This is a genomic window from Nonomuraea sp. NPDC049784 (assembly GCF_040659615.1).
GTDB lineage: Bacteria > Actinomycetota > Actinomycetes > Streptosporangiales > Streptosporangiaceae > Nonomuraea.
The window spans coordinates 1-3,383 of record NZ_JBFAMX010000870.1 but is presented as its reverse complement, the minus strand read 5'-3'; the positions used below and the strand labels follow the sequence as shown (position 1 = coordinate 3,383).

At 69.1% G+C, this 3,383-nt stretch carries 5 protein-coding genes; all 5 read left to right on the top strand.

The window, feature by feature from the left end; genetic code table 11:
- Window positions 1-534 (top strand): sulfotransferase family protein (locus AB0J09_RS60140; RefSeq protein ID WP_360712715.1); only part of this gene is annotated, 534 nt, incomplete at its 5' end.
- A gap of 190 nt (window positions 535-724) precedes the next feature.
- On the top strand, window positions 725-847 hold the full coding sequence (locus AB0J09_RS60135) for a hypothetical protein (RefSeq protein ID WP_360712712.1): 123 nt from the start codon (window positions 725-727) through the stop codon (window positions 845-847).
- Window positions 848-898: 51 nt separating this feature from the next.
- Window positions 899-1,132 carry a hypothetical protein gene (locus AB0J09_RS60130; RefSeq protein ID WP_360712710.1) on the top strand — a complete coding sequence of 78 codons (234 nt, stop codon included), beginning with the start codon at window positions 899-901 and terminating at the stop codon, window positions 1,130-1,132.
- 229 nt (window positions 1,133-1,361) lie between these two features.
- Window positions 1,362-2,954 (top strand): MDR family MFS transporter, encoded by a 1,593-nt coding sequence (locus AB0J09_RS60125; protein ID WP_360712708.1) that lies wholly within the window; start codon window positions 1,362-1,364, stop codon window positions 2,952-2,954.
- A 171-nt stretch (window positions 2,955-3,125) separates the two neighbouring features.
- Window positions 3,126-3,314, top strand: a complete 189-nt coding sequence (locus AB0J09_RS60120; RefSeq protein ID WP_360712705.1) for an aldo/keto reductase — start codon at window positions 3,126-3,128, stop codon at window positions 3,312-3,314.
- The last annotated feature ends 69 nt before the right edge of the window (window positions 3,315-3,383 follow it).

Sequence of the window (3,383 nt, the reverse complement as noted above, 5' to 3'; positions counted from 1 at the left end):
CGCGACGCCTGCGCGGGCGCCATGCCGGACTGGCAGCGGTTCCTCGCCGGATACGCCGCCGGGGTGGACTGGCCGGTGTCGTGGTTCTGGCGCGAACTGTCGGCCGAGTACCCGGACGCGCTGGTGCTGCTGTCCCGGCGGGAGAGCGCCGAGCGCTGGTACCAGAGCATGGACCGGACGGTGCTGGAAGGGGCGCGCCGCCTGAGGAGCGGGAACTTCGACGGCGCGCGGCCGCCGATGGCCGCCCCTCTCACCCCCGAACAGGCCGGCGCCATGCAGGGGATGATCGGGGCCCTGTTCGGCGGCGCGTTCGGCGACCCCCACGACCGCGACAAGGTCATCGCGGCCTACGAGCGGCACCTCGCCGAGGTCCGCGCCACCGTCCCGGCGCACCGGCTGCTGGAATGGCAGCCGGCCGACGGCTGGGAGCCGTTGTGCGCCGCACTCGACCTCCCGATCCCCGACGAGCCGTTCCCCCACGAGAACAGCACGGCCGACATGCGGGCCCGGATCAGCGACATCAACAGCCCCTGATGCCGGCGAGGAGGGACAGCCCGGCCCGCATGAACCGCGTCGCCGTCGAGCGGGGTCGCTGCCGGTTGCCGTGAGGGGCCGATGTGAAAGGTGAGTGAACCTTGTTCGATGTGTTGGGGTGGTTGCGGTCGCTGTCCGGTGCGGGGCTGCTGATGGCGGCGGGGCTCGTGGGCCCGCCATGATGGGCAACGTGATCGGATTCGAGCTCGGCCGCCGCGTCGGGCCCCCCTTGCGCGAGACGAATCTGATCAAGAAACGTCTTTCGCGGCGCTGGGATCAGGCCGCGAAGCTGGTGAACGACCACGACAGCTGAGCGGTGTTGATAGGCCGCCTGATCGCCCCCGTACAGAGTTTCGTGCCTCCCGTGGCAGGCGCGGCGGGCATGCCCTACCGCAGGTTCCTGCCGCCGTTGGTGCTCGGCGCGGCCTGCTCTCAGGCGCTGCCGCTTCTGATCGGCGTCGGAGTTGTCGCGAGCCTGAACGCCGGTGGCGTGATTGCCCTCGTTGCCATCGCGTTGTTGACCGGAATGGTCGTCACCGTTGTGATGCGACGGCGACGCAGGGCCAGGCCCGCGCTCTCTGCGGATCCGGACCTTTGAGCCGAAGACATCGCCCGGGTTGGGTGGCCCAGGTCAACGCCTGCGGCCACCGACGCTGACACCTGACCCGGTGAAGCGGCCCCGGCCTGCTGCAGACGGCGAGCCAGGCCGACGCCTCACCGAGGCCGGAAGGTCGACATCCGCGCCCCTCGACATATCCAGGGGCGCCTCAATCACCAGATACTTGCCGACCGGCAGGTACGTTTCTCAGCATGACAGGAGCCACACGATGGCAGAAGACAGCGCGAAAGACGCAGCAAGCCCTTCGGCGGCGGGGCAGCAGGCCGGGCTGGGGTTCAGGCATCGCCAGATCCTGGTGACGATGAGCGGCCTGGTCATCGCCATGCTGCTGGCGATGCTGGACAACATGATCGTCGCTCCGGCGCTGCCGACCATCGTCGGCGAGCTGGGCGGCCTGAACCACCTGGCGTGGGTGACCACCGGCTACGTCCTGGCCTCCACCGTGGCCACGCCGATCTGGGGCAAGCTCGGCGACCTGTATGGCCGGCGCATCGTCTTCGTCGCCGCCGTGGCGCTCTTCCTGCTCGGCTCGGTCCTGTGCGGGATGTCGCAGGACATGGCGCAGCTGATCGGCTTCCGCGCCCTGCAAGGTCTGGGAGCCGGCGGCCTGATGGTCGGCGTGCTGTCGATCATCGGTGAGATGATCCCGCCGCTGGATCGTAGCAAGTACCAGGGCGTGATGATGGCCGCCATGCCGGTGGCGATGATCGGCGGCCCGCTCATCGGCGGCTTCATCACCGACAACCTCACCTGGCGCTGGGCCTTCTACGTCAACCTGCCGCTCGGCGCCATCACCCTGATCCTGTGCTGGATCACCCTGGCCAAGCTGCCCAAGGGCACCGGCAAGGCCGTGATCGACTGGTGGGGCACCGCGCTGCTGACGGTGTGGATCACCGCACTGGTGCTCATCACCAGCTGGGGCGGCACCCAGTACGACTGGAGCTCGCCGCAGATCCTCGGCCTGGCGGCGCTGGCAGTGACCGGGTTCGTCGCCTTCGTGATCGTCCAGCGGCGGGCAGCCGAGCCGATCATGCCGCTGCGGGTCTTCAAGAGCCGCAACTTCTCCCTTGCCGGCGCCGTCGCCTTCATCTCGGGTTTCGCCATGTTCGGCGCCACGGGCTTCCTGCCGCAGTTCCAGCAGTTCGTCCAGGGCTCCTCGGCCACCAACAGCGGACTGCTGCTCATGCCGATGATGATCGCCGCAATGATCGTCAGCCTGGCCGGCGGCGCGCTGATCAGCAAGACCGGGCACTACAAGTCGCTGCCCATCGCCGGCACCATCCTCGTCACCGCCGGCCTGGCACTGTTCGCCACCGTGAACCTCGACACCACCACCACGATGACGGCCCTCTACATGGTGGTCCTGGGCACCGGCATGGGCGCGCTGATGCAGACCAGCACCCTCATCGCCCAAAACAGCCTCGACCTGCGCGACATGGGCGCGGGCACCGGGGTGTCGACCTTCCTACGCAACATGGGCAGCTCACTCGGCGTCTCCCTGCTCGGCGCCGTCTACACCAGTCAACTGGCCGACTCCCTGGCCGGCGCCGGGCCGGCCGCGCAGAACGTCGCCGCCTCCGCCACCTCGATGACCCCGCAAGCGCTGCGTGCCCTCCCCGAATCAGCCCAGCACCTGTTCCAGCAAGCCGTCACCAACGGCATCACCACCCTGTTCACCTGGGGCGCGGCCGTAACCGCCGCCGGCATCGTCCTGGCCCTCTTCATCCGCCAGGTCCCGCTGCGCAGCACCGCCACACCAGCCGCCAGTCCCGATGCCGAGCCGGTCACGGCCGCCAGGTGAGGTCATCCGCCTGACCAGCCGGCGCCAGGCAAGGCCCACGACAACGAGGAGACAGCGCAATGACCCACACCAACGCTCCACGCCCCGGCTCGGGGACCACACGGTCTCCCGTGTCGGCTACGGGGCGATGCAGCTCGCCGCCTGCACCATGACCGCGCCCAAGCCATTGCGGTGCTGCGCCGCGCGGTCGAACTCGGCGTCGACCACGTCGACACCGCCCAGTTCTACGGCGACGGCTACGTCAACGACCTGATCCGTGAGGCGCTGCTCCCCGAGGACGGCGTGGTGGTCGTCAGCAAGGTCGGCGCCGACCCCGACCCCTCGTCCCTGGTGCGGGCAGTAGCCGGTGATGTGGGCTGAAAGTGCCGGGTTCTGTGGGAGGGGTCGTCATGGATTGGCCTGTCGCGATCGTCATCGTGTCCGTGATCT

Coding starts and splice junctions, on each gene's coding strand:
- AB0J09_RS60125 (WP_360712708.1), top strand. CDS start 1,362: ATGGCAGAAGACAGCGCGAAAGACGCAGCAAGCCCTTCGGCGGCGGGG.